This is a genomic window from Flavobacterium psychraquaticum (assembly GCF_034497725.1).
GTDB lineage: Bacteria > Bacteroidota > Bacteroidia > Flavobacteriales > Flavobacteriaceae > Flavobacterium > Flavobacterium psychraquaticum.
Genome location: NZ_JAXKVR010000027.1, coordinates 65,894 through 83,782 on the forward strand (window position 1 = coordinate 65,894; position 17,889 = coordinate 83,782).

Below are 17,889 nucleotides of genomic sequence, written 5' to 3' on the forward strand. Positions count from 1 at the left end.
TACCTAATTGGATTTTCCGAAAAGGCTTTCAGCATCAAAACTGAAAGATAAATTGAGTTTTTAGAAAGGTTTTACCCTTAAAAGTCTCGAATAAGACTTATTGAATTATTATGACTGCAAAGGTACAAAAAAAAAATTAAACAGCTTAATTTGTTAATTTTTAGCTTTTTAAGTTCAGTTTGAATCTTTTCATTAAGATTATTAGGAAAATTAAAAATCTTTTGCGAATATTTGTAGTATACAAGCCATTTTAAAAATTATAAGCCATGTTAGTAAAAGTATTTGGAAGCGCCGTCTTTGGCGTTGAAGCAACCACGATCACTGTAGAAGTAAATATCGACAAAGGAATTGGCTACCACTTGGTAGGTTTACCCGATTCTGCAATTAAAGAAAGCAGTTATCGAATTGCTGCAGCTCTTAAAAATAATAACTACAATTTTCCTGGTAAAAAAATTACGATAAATATGGCTCCGGCCGATTTGCGTAAGGAAGGTTCTGCGTATGATTTAACGATTGCCATCGGAATTTTAGCAGCTTCGTCCCAAATAAAATCGGAAGAAATACACAAGTATGTAATTATGGGCGAACTTTCGCTTGACGGTGGAATGCAACCGATAAAAGGAGCATTGTCAATTGCAATTAAGGCGAAAGAAGAAGGATTTAAAGGATTAATTTTGCCTTTTCAAAATGTAAAAGAAGCCGCAATTGTAGAAGGACTTGATGTTTATGGCGTTGAAAATGTTTTGCAAGTAATTAATTTTTTCGAAGGCAAAGAAGATTTAATTCCTACAACAATTGATACCGATGAAGAATTTAATAAAACTTTAGATTTTCCAGAACACGATTTTTCTGATGTCAAAGGGCAAGAAGGAATTAAACGTTGTATGGAAATTGCTGCAGCTGGCGGTCACAATATTATTTTAATTGGTCCGCCTGGATCTGGTAAAACAATGTTAGCCAAAAGACTACCTAGTATTTTACCTCCAATGACAATGCGGGAAGCTTTAGAAACCACTAAAATTCATTCCGTTGCTGGAAAAACGAAAGATGTAGGATTGATGGCTCAACGTCCTTTTCGAAGTCCACATCATACAGCTTCTAGCGTAAGTTTAGTAGGAGGAGGGAGTTATCCGCAACCGGGCGAAATTTCCTTAGCTCACAATGGCGTTTTATTTTTAGACGAACTACCCGAATTTAAGCGAGAGGTTTTAGAAGTAATGCGTCAACCTTTAGAAGATAGAGAAGTCACAATTTCTAGAGCAAAATTTACAATTACTTACCCTTCTTCTTTTATGTTGGTCGCAAGTATGAACCCCAGCCCAAGTGGCTATTTCAATGATCCTACTTCACGTTCAAGTTCTTCACCTATGGAAATGCAACGTTATTTAGGTAAAATATCCGGTCCTTTATTAGACAGAATTGATATTCACATAGAAGTTACGCCAGTTCCGTTTGAAAAGTTAACGGAAACGCGAAAAGCGGAATGTAGTAATGAAATTCGAAAACGCGTAACGAAAGCTAGAAAAATTCAATCGGTACGTTTTGAATCTTATGATTCTATTCATTATAATGCCCAATTGAGTAGTAAGTTAATTCGGGAGTTTTGTGTTCTTGATGATGTTTCATTGCAATTATTAAAAACCGCTATGGAACGTTTAAATTTATCAGCAAGAGCTTACGATAGAATATTAAAAGTTGCTAGAACTATTGCTGATTTAGAAGATGTTGAAGCCTTGCAATCACATCATATTGCGGAAGCTATTCAATATAGAAGTTTGGATAGGGAAGGATGGTTGGGATAATATTTTGTAATAAATTTCTAAACTTGTTTCAGAATCTGAATAGAATCAACATCATTCTTATTCGGATTTTGAAACAAGTTCATATTATAAAAAAAAATATTTACATTAGTAGGTTTGATTTTTTAAAAAGTTAGCCTCTTTTGAATCCAAATGTATCCACTTTTTATTACTATTTAATTTAAACGATCCAATGTGTTCTTTATTCCAACTCGATGGTTCGATCAGAGAAAGGAAATTGGCGCCATCTTTTCCTAAATATAAATGATAAACTTCTCCAATAACAGGTTCAAATGAAAATTTTGCATTGTATACAATCTCGTTCCATTCATATTCTTGCATTAATTCCTCATATTGAAGTTTAAGCTCGTGAAATTTACTTTCAAATTCTTTATTCACATTTCTGACTCCAATGTTTTTCCAAGAAATAACATTGTCCATTTTTATAGCTGGTGCTCCAACGCTTGTAGGGTAAGCTAAAACATTGGCATTGTAGCCATTTTCTTCAGAAAAAACCACATTATCAGGAATTTTATCAATCATCTTTTAGAAATTTTATTATTTGTTATAGCTCTTTGTAGTTTACATTTAAAACGGTCAATACCATCAACTCGTTTTGCTAAATGTTTGGTTTTGCAATTTTCAACTCGTTTTCTCCAAAGTTTATAACTACTAAATTCGAGTTCTTTTTTCATTAAAGCTTTAACATCTGCTTCCCTCAAACCAAATTGAAATTTAATAGCGTCAAAAGGAGTTCGATCTTCCCAAGCCATTTCTATTATTCGATCTATTTCAATTTCTGTAAATTCTATCTTAGAAGAAACAACCATTTGTTTAAGTTTTATTTGTAAAAGTTAAACAAAATTACAACAAATATTTAAATTGAACAAAACAAATTAAATTATTGGTGCTTTTTCCAATACTTTTTGCCATAACTACAAAAAATTTCACTTGCTGATTTGATGTTTTTTGTAGCTATAATACAAACATTATCATCGTCATCTAAAGTTATTTTTGCATTGTTTTTATGAATCGAATTTTTAAATGCTTCGGCGTCATTTGCATATTTTGCAAAGCAATCTGCATTTAAGGAATCCATAATAGTACCATCAATCATCTTAATAAAATACTGATTTAATTTATTTGCAGCACGAATTTCAGCTTCAATTTCATCTAGAATTTCACCTTGAAAGATTGCAATTACTTCGTTTTTATAAATGTCAATAGCGGTGAAAAGTCCTTTCCCAGCATTTGTTAGCGTGGAAGTTTCACAATACAAATAATCTGCTTCCGGTGCTTCTATTTTTAAACAAAAATTTTCCAAGATATTCTATTTTAGTTAATAAAAAAGAGTTACCAAACAGTAACTCTTTTAATTAATTATAAATTAGATTATAATTCTTCAGCGAAAGTATCTCCTAGTTGGATATCGCCAGTTTCAAAACCTTTTTTGAACCATTTTTTTCTTTGTGCCGATGTTCCGTGCGTAAAGGAGTCAGGAACAACATGTCCTTGCATTTTACTTTGAATGGCATCGTCACCAACTGCTTGTGCAGCATCGATAGCTTCTTCAATATCACCAACTTCTAGATATTTTTTATTATAATGTGCCCAAAGTCCGCCATAAAAATCAGCTTGTAATTCTAAGCAAACTGAAAGTCTATTGGCTTCTTTTTCGCTTTTTCCTTGTTGTAGTTTTCTCATTTTTGCAGAAGTTCCTACTAAGGTCTGTACGTGATGACCCACTTCATGCGCAATTACATAGGCGATAGCGAAATCACCACCTTTAGCGCCAAATTTTGTACGTAATTCTTCAAAGAAAGTCAAATCCATGTAGACTTTTTGATCACCAGGACAATAGAATGGTCCTGATGCCGAACTTGCTCCTCCGCACGCGGTTTCAACTGACCCAGAAAACAAAACCATTTTAGGTTGTTGATATGTTCCAAGGTTATTATCGTTAAAAATCTTGGTCCAAATATCTTCTGTATCAGCAAAAACTGTAGAAACAAATTCACCCATTTCTTTTTCTTCTGCTGTTAATTCGCGTTGTTCGGTAGGAGCAGATTGTCCTTGTTGGACTTGATTTTGAATTGTATCAAGTAAAGGAGCACTATCAGGCATAAACATTTTAAGCAGAAAAAATACTACCGCGATAGCTCCACCACCTGCAACAATTTTTCCACCACCTGACATTCCTCTTCTGTCCTCCACGTTGTCACTTTGACGTCTTCCTTTCCATTTCATAAGCTGTATATTTTTGTATTTATTTTTATATTATTCTAATCCTATTTCGTCAATGACTGACTTTTCTTTAAAGCCTATCGCTTGTTCGTAAATAGCATATACCATTGAGAAATAGTAAGGAAAGGTGAATAAAATTCCAACACAAAGTGCTATAATTCCTACCATTATGCCGAAAAAGGCAATAATTAATGAAATGATAATGATAAAAGGGTTTTTGATAAATAATTTAATACTTTTAACTAATGATTCCATAAAATTTTGTTCACCATATATAATTAATGGAATACAAAAAAGGGTAAAGAGAGGAATTGTAATTTGAATAATCATTGCAATAAATTGATGATTACTAAGTATTAAAAATGTTGCAATTGAATTTAGAAAAAGTGCGATTATAAGTTGATTTAATATTAAATCTTTCAAAAACGCACTTTTATAATAATCGAAAAAGGATCCTATACCAAATTCTTGATTTGTTTTAGCAAGATGGTTTACATTAATAAATCCGGCAACAAGTGGTGCTAATAAAGAGGCAAAAATTATCCCAAAAGCGGCATTTATAATTTGCATTGTGGGATTTAAAGTATCAGTTTGTAATTCTGAAATCGTTTTTGTGAAATCACCAAATCCATATAAAATGCCGAAGTAGCCAACATATACAACAGATAAAACAATTGTTGCAATTATAATGGCAACTCCCGATAACAAGAATGTTTTTTTATAGGTTTCAAAACTAACTTCGATAATTTTTCCTAAATCTAATGGATATCCTTTTTTAACTTTTTGGTCTATAATTTCTTTCATATGTAATAACTAAATTGTTGTAAATTTTTTTTATTTTGTATTAGAATCCGAAACGAACTCCAAGATATAAATCGGCTTGTTTTCCATCGGTTGCAAGAGCAGAAATTACACTGTTTGATCCAATGAAAAATCCAGCTAATCTAAATCCAATTCCACTTGTAAATCCTGAAATTTCATTGGCGGCTAATGGAGCATAAGCCTCAAACCATCCAGAAGTAAATCTTGGGATTAGTGTATAGGAGTTTTGTGTCGTTGTAAAATCACTTTCACTATCATCTGAAATTTTTTGATAAACGCTTCCTGTTACAAACCATTTTTTAGTTAACCTCACATCGGCATAAGCATTTATAACAGTTGGTAATTTTACTTTAAAATCACCTGTCGTTGACGTACTTTGAAAATAATTAGCGTTTGCTGGATCATTAATAATTGCTTCGATATCAGAAATACTAGAAACATTTTCAAATTGATTTAGATCTAGACTTTCTAATCCATCAACGTTTAAGTTATAGTTTTTGTTTAAATTATTATCTGATTTAAAAGTCATTGAACCAATATTTTTTACAGACAAACCAGCATTGATTCTATAACTATTTTCGTCATTAACGTCTTTCCACCTGTAATTAACACCTAAATCAGCAGCAAAACCGTTGATTCCTTGTGAAAAAAATTCGTTGTAGTTACTTTGATCGTTATAGTCATTTGCCAAAACACCAGCATAAGCAATATTTATTGTAGCGGAAGCATTAATTAATGAAATATCACCCAAATTATTTACAATTGTTCCATTTAGATTAGTAGCCGAAAAGTTTGCATATGCGCCTGGAAATAATAATCTTAGATTAGCACCCACATTAATTTTATGTAGTGGTAAATCAATTAGATTTCGAGCTACGTTAAAACTTAATTCGCCCCATGTAGTTGCGTTAATTCTTTGATTTTCTCCAGAGGTGATAGTAGTTAAACTTACTAAATTACTCAAATTTCCATTCTGAAGGGCATCACCTAATTTTGCATCAATATTAACCGCGTTTGCCTTTACATTTGCTAAGGAATTTATTCCAAATCCCCATTTTTCTGTTTTAAAGGCGAATGACGGGCCATATATCTGCGCGTCTACACGTAAATTGATAGTTCCATCACCTTCAAAAATTTTATCTTCCAAATTATCTCCATTGATTAAATCGTTTACAGACAGTTTATCATTCGAAACAGCCATTGATAAATTAAAGAGATTGACTTCGAATTTGGTGCGCATATTTAATATTTCTGCCGGATTGTTTGCAGCATTTAATATTCCTCCTCTTTTTGATGTAGAAATTCCGCTAAAATGTTCTTGGGAATATAATGTTGTAGTTATTAAACTAATTGCAAAAATAATCTTAATAATCTTCATCTATTGTTAAATATATTTATTAATAATGTGTTGTAGTTCGGTTATTTTAAATGGTTTTGATAAGTAATCATTCATGCCACTTTGTAAACATTTTTCTTTTTCACTAATCATAATTCCGGCTGTCAACGCAATTATTGGTATTTTTTTTAAATGATCTCTTTTTCTAATTTCAAGCGTTGTTTCATAACCATTTTTTACGGGCATTTGAATATCCAAAAGAATTAAATTAAAAGTGTTTTTTTCTAATATTTCTAAAGCGATTTCTCCGTTTTCCGCTTCAAAAATAGTACTATTAGGTAAAATAATTTGGATCATTTTTTTACAAAGTAGCATGTTTATTTTATTGTCTTCAACTATTAAAACATTTAAAAAGTTATTAAATTTAAAAGCATCGTTTGATATTTTTTGAATCGGAATATTTGTGATAGGATCTTTAATTCTCGGAGCTTCCGAAATTTTAAATGTAATTGTAAAAGTAAAATTACTTCCTTCTCCTAAGATACTATTTACTTCAATTTTGCTTCTACTTTTTTCTAATATTTTGTTTGAAATTGATAATCCCAATCCCGTACCTCCAAATCTTTTATTAGTAGAAATATCTTCTTGTACAAAAGATTGAAATATTTTAGCTAAATTTTCTTCTCTTATTCCAATTCCAGTATCTATTACTGAGAAACGAAGGGTGCTAAATTTATCTTTTATCGTATTAATTTGTTCAATCTGCAGAAGTACTTCGCCAAAATTCGTAAATTTTATTGCATTTCCAAGTAAATTAATTAAAACTTGTTTTAATCGGACCGCATCGGCATAAATAAATTTTGGAACAATCGGATCTACTATAAATTTTAGGTCTATTTTTTTATGCAGCGAATGACTTTTAAATAAATCGATAATTTGATTGGCTAAAGATCTAATATCTACAACTTCGGTATTCATCTCAAATTTACCTGATTCAATTTTTGAAAAATCTAAAATATCATTTATAATATCAAGTAATAAATTAGCAGATTCATTGATATTACTCATATAAATCTGTTGATTTATATCTAATTCTGTTTTTAATAATAGATCTGAAAAACCTATTATTCCATTTAATGGCGTACGAATTTCGTGACTCATATTGGTTAAAAAATCAGATTTTGACTTATTTGCTAATTCGGCTAATTCTTTCTCTTTAACAGCAATGTCTCTCTCTTTTTGAGCAGTAATATCTCTAGCGTTTCCTCTAAGTTTTATTACTTCTCCTTCTTGATTTAGAATGGGTTCACCAAAACCTACTATCCATTTTGTTTTATTTTTTGGTAGTGTGATGATGTGTTCAATTTCATAAGGTACTTTATTTTGAATGGCTTCGTTTGTTAAAGTATTTATGGCAGTGATACCTTCAATTGTTAATCGTTCAAGAAATTTCTTGTAAACATCTTTTGTTTTTCTATCAATTTCAAAAATATTGTACATTTCCTCCGACCAAAGCAATTCATTTGTTTGTACGTCAAAATGCCAACTACCAATTTTAGCCATCTTTTGAGATTCATTAAGGAGTTTTTCACTTAATGTTAGTTTCTCTTGCGTTATTTTAATTTCTGTTACATCTCTAGCAATTGCAAAAACTATTTTTGTTTTAGTATTAATTGTGGCTATCCACTGCAACCACATGATTCCGCCATCTTTTTTCAAATAGCGGTTACCAAAATTTAGGGTATTTAGCCCATTTTTTAAATTAGTTAGCTCCTGAATTGTTTTAGATACATCGTTTGGGTGCACAAAGTTAATTAGTTGCTTTGTTATTAAATCTTGCTCAGAATAGCCAAGTGTTTTGGTAAAAGCATCATTTATTTTTAAGAAATATCCATCTAGGTTGGCAATACAAACTAAATCAGAAGTTTCATTAAAAAAATATTCAAAATTGTCGTGTAAAATATCTCTACTTTTATAGTATGTCAATTCCTCTTCAAGTAATTTGATTTTATTTTCTTCTTCGCTATGTGATTTTAAAAGGCTGTCCATTAAATATCGTTTGTTGCTTAAAAATAGGGAAAATATTTATAAAAATCTAATATTTTGCTTAATTCAGGGAATTCCAAATTATTTCTTTCGGTGGAATTGCTATAAAAGTTAAAATTTCTTTTGAGACAGGGTGTGTTATTACTAATTTACGAGCGTGGAGATGAATTCCTCCATCGGGATTACTTCTGTCAAAACCATATTTTAAGTCCCCTTTAATTGGACATCCAATTGCTTGTAATTGTGCTCTAATTTGATGGTGCCTTCCGGTATGCAAATCAATTTCTAAAACGTAATAATTATCTAATTTCTTGATAACTTCATAAGTAAGTGTTGCAGATTTGCTTTCTGGTACTTCTTTTATGTGTGCTTTTGACGTATTGTTTTTTGTATTACGTTTTAAAAAATGGTGTAAAGTATCTCTTTCTTTGGGAGGGCAATTTTTAACAACCGCCCAATACGTTTTTTGAGTTGCTCTGTTTTTAAATGATTCATTCAATCGGGTAAGTGCTTTAGATGTTTTTGCAAAAACTATAATGCCAGATGTTGGTCGATCTAATCGATGAACAACACCTAAAAAAACATCACCTGGTTTACTATATTTATCCTTAATATACTCTTTTACGATTTCAGAAAGTGGTTTGTCACCTGTTTTGTCACCTTGCACAATATCACCTACACGTTTGTTAATCACAATAATATGATTATCTTCATGTAAAATTTGAAGATTATCTTTCTTAGAAACTAATTTTTCTGTCAAAATTTATTTTATTCTTAATTAATTTCAGATTTTATTAATATTGTTCATTTGAATTGGGGAAATCTTTGGATTTGACATCCGTTACATATTGACCAATTGCAGTTGTCATTTGTTCATATAAATCAAGATAACGACGTAAAAAACGAGGATTAAATTCGTTATTCATGCCTAACATATCGTGAATTACCAAAACTTGACCGTCAACACCACCACCAGCGCCAATTCCAATAACTGGTATTGAAATACTTTTCGCTACTTTTTCAGCTAAATGAGCAGGAATTTTTTCTAAAACTAATGCAAAACAACCAATTCGCTCAAGCATTTTTGCATCTTCAAGTAATTTATCTGCTTCTTCCTCTTCTTTTGCTCTTACGGTATAAGTTCCAAATTTATAAATAGATTGAGGCGTTAATCCCAAATGTCCCATAACAGGAATTCCGGCGTTTAAGATTTTTTTTATGGAGTCCTTAATTTCACTTCCACCTTCTAATTTCACAGCATGACCGCCGCTTTCTTTCATAATTCTAATTGACGAACGCAGCGCTTCTTTAGGATCAGATTGATAACTTCCAAAAGGTAAATCAACTACAACTAAGGCTCTTTCGCAAGCTCTTACAACACTAGATGCGTGATAAATCATTTGGTCTAATGTTATTGGCAATGTAGTTTCATGACCAGCCATTACATTACTTGCAGAATCTCCAACTAAAATAACATCAACACCAGCGCTATCTACAATTTTTGCCATAGTGAAATCATAGGCGGTTAACATAGAGATCTTCTCTCCATTTCCTTTCATTTCAATAAGCGTTTTTGTTGTAATTCTCTTATAATCTTTTTTTGCTACAGACATAATTTATTCTCTTTATACTACAAATGTAATAAATGTTTATTTGTTTTATTAAATTCAAAAAAATAAATAACTAATATTAAAATTATGTTAATTATTTAATTTAATTTTAGCTCAGATTTTTAATCGACTCAAAATGATAACCATCTTGCTTTTCGTTGCTTTATTAGGCTATTTAGCTGTGATTTTTGAAGCGCCTATTCGAATTAACAAAACCATTACTGCGATTTTAACTGGTGCTTTATGCTGGGTTGTCTTAGCTGTATTTAATGAAGGGAAGCCACATGAAGTTTCGGAAAAACTAATCGGTTATTTCGGTGAAATTGCGGGTTTACTTATTTTCCTTTTAGGTGCAATGACAATTGTGGAACTAATTGATTTACACAAAGGATTCACAGTAATTACGCATAGAATTAGAACAAAATCTGTTTTAAAATTACTGTGGATTGTAGGAATTGTCACCTTTATTTTATCAGCTTTACTAGACAATTTAGCTACAGCAATAATTATGATTACCCTTCTAAAAAAATTAATGCCAAAAGGCGAGATAAGAATGATTTTAGCTGGTGTAGTTATTATTGCTGCTAATGCTGGAGGTGCTTTTAGCCCAATTGGTGATGTAACAACAACCTTATTATGGATAGGAGGACAGGTAAGTGCTTTTGGAATTGTAAAAGTACTGCTTTTACCATCTATTATGGTTTTAGTAGTTCCATTAATTTTAGCTAGTTTTAAAATGAAAGGATTTGCTGTTTTAAGAGCTCAAATTTCAATGGCAGAAGCAAAGCGAGAAGAGAAAATGCGCGGTAGTTTGAGCGTCTTTTTAGCAGGAGTTTTCGGCTTGGTTATGGTCCCAGTAATTAAAACAGTAACAGGATTGCCGCCTTTTATAGGGGTTTTAATATCTTTAGCTTTTGTTTCTTTAGTCTCCATTAATTACCACAGAAAAAAACCGCAAGAAGAAAAAGATCGATTTTCAGTTGCATCGGCGTTAACGAAAGTAGATGTAAGTTCGATTTTATACTTTATGGGAATTTTATTGATGGTTTTTGCATTGGAAGAAGCGAAAGTTTTATCGCAAATGGCTCAGTTTTTAGAACACAACTTAGAAAATAATAATGCAATGGTAATTTCCATTGGTTTCCTATCTTCAATAATTGATAATGGAAGTTTAGTAGCCGCTACTCAAGGAATGTTTTCATTAGCAGATTATCCGATGGATAATTCACTTTGGGAATTTATAGCTTTGTGTGCAGGAACGGGTGGAAGTATGTTAATTATTGGTTCTGCTGCCGGTGTTGCCATTATGGAAAAAGAAAAGATAACTTTTATGTGGTATCTTAAAAAAATTGCTCCTTTAGCTTTGGCGGGATATGTAGCGGGAATTGTTACTTATCTAATTCAGTCCTATTTACTTCATTAAGATAAGAGAGTTTAAGAATTGGGTTATTAAATTATGAGTAATTACGAAGTATAATTAATACATTGATAAAATAACCCATAAAGAGGTTGCCGAAATACAAATCCAAAGTATAATTCCTAACAATAAAGGTTTAATTCCTACTGAAGACATTACTTTCATCGACAAACCAGTTCCAATTAAAAACAAAGTAATAGTTAAGCCTATTTTAGCAATTGTAGTTATATAAGAACTGAATTGATTTACCATCGGAATGTAGGAATTTGCTAACATCGCCAAGACAAATAATCCAATGAAATAGGGGATTTTAACTTTACTTTCTTTGCTTTTAAACAAGACAATAGACAATAACGAAATTGGAATAATCCATAAAGCTCTAGCTAATTTTACGGTTGTAGCTACTTCTAGTGCTTCAGGTCCAAATTTTGCTGCCGCACCTACTACCGAACTTGTATCGTGAATAGCAATGGCACACCACAATCCAAATTGGGAAGCATCTAAATTGACTAAATGTCCCACAAACGGAAAGACAAATAAAGCAATCGAATTCAGAATAAAAATTGTTCCTAATGCTACGGAAATTTGTTTTTCTTCCGCTTTAATGGCAGGAGCAATGGCTGCAATAGCACTTCCACCACAGATTGCAGTTCCTCCCGAAATTAAAAAGGATGTTTTCTTCTCGATTTTTAAAAGTTTGGATACGAAATAACCCAAAACAAAAGTCAGTATAATTGAAAAAATCGTAAAAACAAAACCTTCTTTTCCAGCTTTTAAAGCACTATTAGCATTCATTCCAAAACCCAATCCAACAACAGAAAATTTCAATAAAAGTTGGACTATTTTATTATTGGAAGATAAAAATGGATGTCCTACAAATTGTGCAATTAGCAAACCTAAAAGAAGTGCAATTGGTGGCGATATAAATGGGAAAAAGCAAAGGGCTAAAACGGCAACAAAAATTATTTTTTGTGGAGTAATGTTTGAATTGAAAACGGGTTTAGTTAAAAAACTACTGTTAGTATTTTCGGTTGATTTCATAAGTAAATCATTTAATTTTACAGTACAAAGGTCTTGCGAAAAAAAACTAAAAGGAAATCGTTTCTAATGATACGCTATAACGAAAAGTTATACTGCTTGGCATAATTTAAAAATTCAGAAGCCAAGCTATCATTTTGTCCTTGGGTTTGAATAAAGTAAAAATCTCTTTGAATAACTAGGTTTTCAATCTCTATTATTTTTAATTCATTGTTTTTCAATTCTCTAAAAATAGAATGTAAAGATAAAAAAGCACAACTTTCTGAGTTTAAAAGGTATAACTTTATACTTTCTGAACTGGCTAATTGCATTTCAAGATTTAAATCAGCTAATTTTATTCCAAAAGGTTTTAAAGCGTGAAGAATTACTTCTAAAGTTCCAGATCCAGCTTCTCGTAATAATATTGGCAAATGCGTTAATTCTTTTGGATGAATTGAATTACAAGTAAGTAAACTAGAATTTTGCTTGCAAACTAGAACAAGTTCGTCCTTTAAAAATTTATCATATTTCAAGGTTCTCTTTTTAGCTTGTCCTTCAATTATGCCAAGATCAATATTTTTTTCTAATAAAGCATTTTCAATTCGTTCCGAATTATTAACGGACAATGAAATTTCAATATTCTTGTGTTTTTGTTTAAAACCTGCTAAAATTAAAGGGAGAATATTTTGTGCGATCGTTGTACTTGCTCCAATTCTGAGTTTTCCGCTACTTTCATTAATTAATAAATTCATATCAAATTCTAATTTACGATAGAATTCAATGATTTTTTCGGTATGTTTTAAAAGTGTTTTTCCAGCATTGGTAAGCGAAATTGTGTTACCGTGTCGTTCAAAAAGCTTGACTTTAAAATGATGTTCTAATTCTTGAATGTGCTTCGTAACAGCAGGTTGCGAAATAAATAACTCTTCTGAAGCTTTAGAAAAGTTTAATTTTTTCGCAACCGTGTTAAAAACGTGAAGTCTAAAGTCGAACATACTTTTTATGTTAACAATCAGCCAATCCAACAGCAACGGCTAAACCACCTTCTGAAGTTTCTTTGTATTTGGTATTCATATCTTTTGCTGTTTCCCACATCGTACTAACCACTTTGTCTAAGGGAACTTTAGCGTTTAAAGCGTCTGTTTCTAAAGCTAATTCGGCAGCATTAATTGCTTTGATTGCACCCATCGTATTTCTTTCAATACAAGGTATTTGTACTAATCCACCAATCGGATCACAAGTTAAACCCAAATGATGTTCCATTGCAATTTCGGCAGCAATAGTAACTTGAGCTGGACTTCCACCCATAAGTTCACATAAAGCCGCTGCAGCCATTGCACTCGAAACACCAATTTCTGCCTGACATCCGCCCATAGCAGCCGAAATAGTAGCTCCTTTTTTAAAGATTGAACCAATTTCACCAGCAACCAACAAGAACTGTTTGATTTCCTTTTCGCCAGCTTCGTGATTCTCAATTACTAAATAATACATCAAAACAGCCGGAATTACTCCAGCACTTCCGTTAGTTGGTGCCGTTACTACCCGACCTAAAGCAGCATTTACTTCATTTACAGCCAAAGCAAAACAGCTAACCCATTTAAGAATTTGTCTGAATTTAACCACGGTTTGTCTGATGTTTTGTAACCAAGAATAAGGATTATCATAAGGTAAAACACCAATTAAGTTTTTATGCATGTCATAAGCTCTTCTTCGGACATTTAAACCGCCTGGCAAAATCCCTTCCGAATGACAACCGATATACATACATTCTAACATAGTATCCCAAATACGCATCAATTCATTGTGAATTTCTTCTTCACTACGTAATGTTTTTTCGTTCTCGAATACTATTTCTGATATACTTTTATTTTCAGATTTACAATAGGCTAAAAGTTCGTCTGCTTTTTCAACTGGAAAAGGAAAAGTTTGAGTAATTTGATCTGTTTTATCTTCTTCTCCTTCTTTTACTACAAATCCACCACCAATAGAATAATAGGTTTCCGGATAGGTTTCGGTGTCAGTTGTAGCTGTAAAGATTAAGCCATTTGCGTGGAAAGGAAGAAAATTGCGATTGAAAACAATATCAGTCTCATAACAAAACGGAATAATCATTTCACCACCTAAGTAAATTTCTTTTTTATTTTTTATTGCAGTAATAATAACATCGATACTTTCTATTGGAATATATTCTGGATCAGCGCCACTTAACCCTAACATCAAAGCTAAATCTGTAGCGTGACCTTTTCCTGTCAAAGATAAAGAGCCATATAAATCAACTTTAATTCCAATTACATTGTCAAAGAGATTCCTTTTTCGCAATTCATTCAAAAATTTTTCTGCTGCACGCCATGGACCAAGCGTATGAGAACTTGATGGACCAACACCAATTTTTAACATATCGAAAACTGAAATAAATCCTTCCATAAAAATGCTTTTTTTAGTACAGCAAATATAGGCTATAAAATTAAAATTTAATACAATGTAGATAAATTGAAATTTAAGATTTAACGTTACTCACTTTTTAGTAATAAATAACATATAATTAAGATTTCATTCGCTTCTTTTTTAGTTCTTTTGCAAAAAAAAGTAGATGCCTTTTAACAAACATTTTTTAGCAGCTATTACGGCTTTCACAATATGGGGTTTTTTTAGTTTAGCTTTAAAACCTTTAGCAAATTATCCGTCCTTAGATATTCTTTTTTTTAGAGTTTTTATTGCGACGTTATTCCTTCTGTTAATCAATTTATTCTTTAGAAAGAAAATTGTAATTGCGGCTAAAAACACCTTTATGCATTTTTCGAAGAAGAAGAAAAGAACTGCAATTCTAATGACAACTTTAGGTGGATTTTTGTTAATTTTAAATTGGTATTTGTTCATTTATGCTATCAATCACGTGAGTTTACAAGCGGCTTCTTTTGCTTATATTATTTGTCCAATTCTCACAACTGTTTTGGCTTTTATACTTTTGAAAGAAAAAATAGACATTTGGCAATGGGTTGCAATTGGTTTGTGTGTAGTTAGTTGCTTGATTTTATCCTACGGCAATTTTTATGAACTGCTTTATAGTGTTGTAATTGCACTCAGTTTTGGTTCGTATTTAGTTTCACAGCGCATCAACACAGACTTCGATAAGTTTTTAATTCTCACAATTCAAATGGTAATAGCATCATTAGTGCTGTTACCTTTTTATCCGTATTATGGAGGGGAAGTTCCTGATAGCATAATTTTTTATATATTACTGATTCTGATTGTAGTTCTATTTACAATAATTCCGTTATTTTTAAATTTATATGCCTTAAAAGGTTTAAATTCTTCAGCTGTAGCAATATTGATGTATATCAATCCTTTAATTCACTTTTTGTTAGCAATTTTTTATTTTAAAGAGGCAATTTCTGTTTCGCAAATAGCTTCTTATCTGCTGATAGCCATTTCTATAGTAGTTTTTAACAAGAACATTATAATCAATAATAGACGAAATATCCCAAGAACGCTGTCATAAGCGCCATATTGTCAGGTTTTTTACTACTGACAAAAGTGTATTGCTGTCAATTTACCTGATTTTTACTAATGGCACAATCATTGAATTATGAGTAACGAGTTTAAAATGAAAAATTAAAATTTAACTAGTATAGAGATGAGTAAAATTATTGGAATCGACTTAGGAACAACCAACTCTTGTGTGGCTGTAATGGAAGGTGGAGAACCTGTTGTAATTGCAAACGCAGAAGGAAAAAGAACTACACCATCTGTTATTGCATTTGTAGAAGGTGGTGAAATTAAAGTTGGAGATCCGGCTAAAAGACAAGCGGTAACTAACCCTACAAAAACAGTTGCTTCAATTAAGCGTTTTATGGGGAATAAGTACACTGAAAGTGCTAAAGAAGCATCTACAGTAGCTTACAAAGTAGTAAAAGGAGATAACGACACACCTCGTGTAGACATTGATGGTCGTTTATACACTCCGCAAGAATTGTCAGCAATGACACTTCAAAAAATGAAAAAAACAGCTGAAGACTATTTAGGTCATTCAGTTTCTGAAGCAGTTATTACTGTTCCAGCATACTTTAACGATGCACAACGTCAAGCTACTAAAGAAGCAGGTGAAATTGCTGGTTTAAAAGTAATGCGTATCATCAATGAGCCTACAGCAGCAGCTTTAGCTTATGGATTAGACAAAAAAGGTACGGATCAAAAAATTGCAGTTTACGATTTAGGTGGAGGTACATTTGATATTTCGATCCTTGAATTAGGAGACGGAGTTTTTGAAGTATTATCTACAAACGGAGATACTCACTTAGGTGGAGATGATTTTGACCAAGTTATTATTGACTGGTTAGCAAATGACTTTAATGCAGCAGAAGGACTTGACTTACGTAAAGACCCAATGGCATTGCAACGTTTGAAAGAAGCAGCTGAAAAAGCTAAAATTGAATTATCTTCTTCAGCACAAACAGAAATTAACTTACCATATGTAACGGCTACAGCTTCTGGACCTAAACACTTAGTTCAGACATTAACTAGAGCTAAATTTGAGCAATTAGCTGAAAGTTTAGTAAAACGTTCGATGGAGCCAGTTATCAAATCTTTAAAAGATGCAGGTTTAACTGTTTCTGATATTGACGAAGTAATCTTAGTAGGAGGTTCAACTCGTATTCCTGTTATTCAAGAACAAGTTGAAAAATTCTTTGGTAAAAAACCATCAAAAGGAGTTAATGCTGATGAAGTTGTTGCAATTGGAGCAGCTATTCAAGGTGGAGTTTTAACGGGTGAAGTAAAAGACGTATTATTATTAGACGTTACACCTTTATCATTAGGTATTGAAACAATGGGTGGTGTTATGACAACTCTTATTGAATCAAATACAACTATTCCAACAAGAAAATCGCAAATATTTTCTACTGCAGCGGATAATCAACCAACAGTTGAATTACACGTATTGCAAGGAGCTAGAGCAATGGCGGCTGACAACAAAACGATTGGTCGTTTTAACTTAGACGGTATTCCACCAGCACCAAGAGGAGTTCCTCAAATTGAAGTAACTTTCGATATTGACGCGAATGGTATCATCAAAGTATCTGCTACAGATAAAGGAACTGGAAAATCGCACGATATTCGTATCGAAGCTTCTTCAGGTTTAACAGCAGAAGAAATTGAAAAAATGATTAAAGATGCTGAAATGAATGCAGAAGCAGACAAAACAGCTAAAGAAAGAGCAGAAAAATTAAACGAAGCTGATTCTATGATTTTCCAAACAGAAAGTCAATTAAAAGAAATTGGTGATAAATTAACTGCTGATAACAAAACTGCAATTGAATATGCTTTAACTGAACTTAGAATGGGTCATGCATCGCAAGATTTAGACGCTATCCAAAAAGGTTTAGATAATGTAAATGCAGCTTGGAAAACAGCTACAGAAGAAATGTACAAATCGCAAGAAGGAGCTTCTCAAGCTGAGCCACAAGCAAACGCTTCAGGAGACCAAACGCAAGATGTAGACTTCGAAGAAGTAAAGTAATTTACAAAGCGTAATATATTAAAACCGAATCATTACTGATTCGGTTTTTTTAGTTTATAAAAGTGCTGGTATTTATTTTTTCG

General features: G+C 32.0%; 16 protein-coding genes. 4 read left to right on the forward strand and 12 right to left on the reverse strand.

The features are described 5' to 3' along the window. Positions 1-266: 266 nt before the first annotated feature. Positions 267-1,802, forward strand: coding sequence for a YifB family Mg chelatase-like AAA ATPase (locus tag T1L09_RS06345; RefSeq protein WP_322550118.1), 1,536 nt, complete (start codon positions 267-269; stop codon positions 1,800-1,802). Positions 1,803-1,907: 105 nt separating this feature from the next. Here the strand turns inward: T1L09_RS06345 and T1L09_RS06350 are convergent, their stop codons facing one another. The 9 genes from T1L09_RS06350 to panB all read right to left on the reverse strand — a co-directional run bounded on the left by T1L09_RS06350 (position 1,908) and on the right by panB (position 9,860). Continuing rightward, positions 1,908-2,342: a DUF2452 domain-containing protein gene (locus T1L09_RS06350; RefSeq protein WP_322550119.1), complete on the reverse strand. Its 435-nt coding sequence runs from the start codon at positions 2,340-2,342 to the stop codon at positions 1,908-1,910. Then, positions 2,339-2,629 carry a TIGR03643 family protein gene (locus T1L09_RS06355; protein ID WP_322550120.1) on the reverse strand — a complete coding sequence of 97 codons (291 nt, stop codon included), beginning with the start codon at positions 2,627-2,629 and terminating at the stop codon, positions 2,339-2,341. The genes T1L09_RS06350 and T1L09_RS06355 overlap by 4 nt, the downstream gene beginning before the upstream one ends. A gap of 71 nt (positions 2,630-2,700) precedes the next feature. Then, positions 2,701-3,123, reverse strand: a complete 423-nt coding sequence (locus T1L09_RS06360; RefSeq protein ID WP_322550121.1) for an SET domain-containing protein-lysine N-methyltransferase — start codon at positions 3,121-3,123, stop codon at positions 2,701-2,703. 68 nt (positions 3,124-3,191) lie between these two features. Next, positions 3,192-4,046 (reverse strand): KPN_02809 family neutral zinc metallopeptidase, encoded by an 855-nt coding sequence (gene ypfJ / locus T1L09_RS06365; RefSeq protein ID WP_322550122.1) that lies wholly within the window; start codon positions 4,044-4,046, stop codon positions 3,192-3,194. A 30-nt stretch (positions 4,047-4,076) separates the two neighbouring features. Then, the gene (locus T1L09_RS06370) at positions 4,077-4,847 is read right to left on the reverse strand and encodes a hypothetical protein (protein ID WP_322550123.1); all 771 of its coding nucleotides are present in this window, start codon (positions 4,845-4,847) and stop codon (positions 4,077-4,079) included. Between the two features lie 40 nt (positions 4,848-4,887). Continuing rightward, complete coding sequence (locus T1L09_RS06375) at positions 4,888-6,243, reverse strand: hypothetical protein (RefSeq protein ID WP_322550124.1); 1,356 nt, start codon at positions 6,241-6,243, stop codon at positions 4,888-4,890. Positions 6,244-6,249: 6 nt separating this feature from the next. Beyond that, the gene (locus tag T1L09_RS06380; RefSeq protein WP_322550125.1) at positions 6,250-8,250 is read right to left on the reverse strand and encodes a PAS domain-containing hybrid sensor histidine kinase/response regulator; all 2,001 of its coding nucleotides are present in this window, start codon (positions 8,248-8,250) and stop codon (positions 6,250-6,252) included. Between the two features lie 58 nt (positions 8,251-8,308). After that, positions 8,309-9,007: an RluA family pseudouridine synthase gene (locus tag T1L09_RS06385; RefSeq protein ID WP_322550126.1), complete on the reverse strand. Its 699-nt coding sequence runs from the start codon at positions 9,005-9,007 to the stop codon at positions 8,309-8,311. A 34-nt stretch (positions 9,008-9,041) separates the two neighbouring features. Then, positions 9,042-9,860, reverse strand: a complete 819-nt coding sequence (panB, locus tag T1L09_RS06390; RefSeq protein ID WP_322550127.1) for a 3-methyl-2-oxobutanoate hydroxymethyltransferase — start codon at positions 9,858-9,860, stop codon at positions 9,042-9,044. A gap of 133 nt (positions 9,861-9,993) precedes the next feature. On the opposite strand from panB, the gene nhaD reads away from it, so the two are divergent. Beyond that, positions 9,994-11,280 carry a sodium:proton antiporter NhaD gene (gene nhaD, locus T1L09_RS06395; RefSeq protein WP_322550128.1) on the forward strand — a complete coding sequence of 429 codons (1,287 nt, stop codon included), beginning with the start codon at positions 9,994-9,996 and terminating at the stop codon, positions 11,278-11,280. A gap of 54 nt (positions 11,281-11,334) precedes the next feature. On the opposite strand, the gene T1L09_RS06400 is transcribed toward nhaD, so the two are convergent. The 3 genes from T1L09_RS06400 to T1L09_RS06410 form a co-directional block, all read right to left on the reverse strand. Then, on the reverse strand, positions 11,335-12,315 hold the full coding sequence (locus tag T1L09_RS06400) for a YeiH family protein (protein WP_322550129.1): 981 nt from the start codon (positions 12,313-12,315) through the stop codon (positions 11,335-11,337). Positions 12,316-12,389: 74 nt separating this feature from the next. Further along, positions 12,390-13,286 carry a LysR substrate-binding domain-containing protein gene (locus tag T1L09_RS06405; protein WP_322550130.1) on the reverse strand — a complete coding sequence of 299 codons (897 nt, stop codon included), beginning with the start codon at positions 13,284-13,286 and terminating at the stop codon, positions 12,390-12,392. Between the two features lie 10 nt (positions 13,287-13,296). Next, positions 13,297-14,715, reverse strand: a complete 1,419-nt coding sequence (locus T1L09_RS06410) for an L-serine ammonia-lyase (RefSeq protein ID WP_322550131.1) — start codon at positions 14,713-14,715, stop codon at positions 13,297-13,299. Between the two features lie 166 nt (positions 14,716-14,881). Here T1L09_RS06410 and T1L09_RS06415 point away from each other — a divergent pair, with 166 nt between their 5' ends. Together T1L09_RS06415 and dnaK are read left to right on the forward strand one after the other, a co-directional pair. Further along, entirely contained in the window at positions 14,882-15,790 is a 909-nt protein-coding gene (locus tag T1L09_RS06415; protein ID WP_322550132.1) for an EamA family transporter, read from the forward strand. 135 nt (positions 15,791-15,925) lie between these two features. Continuing rightward, entirely contained in the window at positions 15,926-17,806 is a 1,881-nt protein-coding gene (gene dnaK / locus T1L09_RS06420; RefSeq protein WP_322550133.1) for a molecular chaperone DnaK, read from the forward strand. Positions 17,807-17,889: the final 83 nt, after the last annotated feature.